1 pseudogene is annotated in these 1,104 nt (G+C 61.8%); it reads left to right on the top strand.

Going from position 1 to position 1,104, the window contains the following annotated elements:
* Positions 1 to 89: 89 nt before the first annotated feature.
* Positions 90 to 1,104: pseudogene (locus BN874_RS25640) on the top strand (IS3 family transposase); the annotation flags it as partial.

The following is a 1,104-nucleotide window of genomic DNA, read 5'->3' as shown; positions in this document are numbered from 1 at the left end:
GAGCTGGCCCCGGAAAATAGGACACCCGCTTAAGTGAAGTTTCTGTTCTGATCACCGGCCCTTTGCTGGGCCGATACCGGAGAACAGAGATGAAAAGAACGAGAAGAAACCACTCGGCAGTCTTCAAGGCCAAGGTGGCCTTGGCGGCGCTCAAGGGCGACAAGACCCTGGCGGAATGGGCGGAACCGTTTGAAGTTCATGCCAATCCGATCACCCAATGGAAGATCCCACTCCAGGAACGGGCCAGTGCTGTGTTCGCTCCGGCGGCAGAGCGGAGCGAATCCGCCGGGCCGGACGTGAAGGAACTCCATGCCAAGATCGGCCCGTGGGCGATGGAGAATGATTTTTTGGCCACTGCGCTCGGTCGCATCGGCGATGCGAGCGCGAAACGATGATCGACCGATCCGATAAACTCCCCGTGGCGCGCCCGTGCGAATGACGGAATCTGTCGCGCTCGTCGGTCTACTCTGTCCCGCAGCCGGTCTCCGAGGGTGATCGGGCGCGGATGCGACGGATCGACGAGTTGCACCTCAACCACCCGTTTGCGGGAGCGCGGATGCTCCGAGACTTCTTGGGCTTGGAGGGCATCCCCGTGGGCCGCCGTCATGTGTCGACGTTGATGAGGAAGATGGGCATCGAAGCGCTGTATCGGCGTCCGAACACCCGCCGCAAGCAGCCCGGCAATCCCGTTTTTCCGTACCTACTGCGAGGCTTGGACATCCAGCGGGGGAACCCTGTGTGGGCCATGGACATCACCTACATCCCGATGCGCAAAGGCTTCGTCTACCTGGCTGCGGTACTCGACTGGGCGACCCGGCGGGTACTATCCTGGCGGCTGTCCAACAGCATGACGACCGACTTCTGCATGGAAGCCGTCGAGGAGGCCGTCCACCGCCATGGCAAGCCGGGGATCTTCAACACCGACCAAGGCAGCCCGTTCACCCGCGCGGAGTTCGTCGGCCTGATCCAAGGGCATGGCATCCAGGTGAGCATGGACGGCAAGGGCCGCTGGGTCGACAACGTGTTTGTCGAGCGGCTCTGGAAAAGTGTGAAATACGAGGAGGTCTACTTGCACGCCTACGATTCAGTCGCCCAGGCACGGCA

Source organism: Candidatus Contendobacter odensis Run_B_J11 (genome assembly GCF_000531125.1).
Classification (GTDB): Bacteria; Pseudomonadota; Gammaproteobacteria; order Competibacterales; family Competibacteraceae; genus Contendibacter; species Contendibacter odensensis.
The sequence above is the reverse complement of the archived record's forward strand: the minus strand, read 5'-3'. Positions and strand labels throughout refer to the sequence as shown.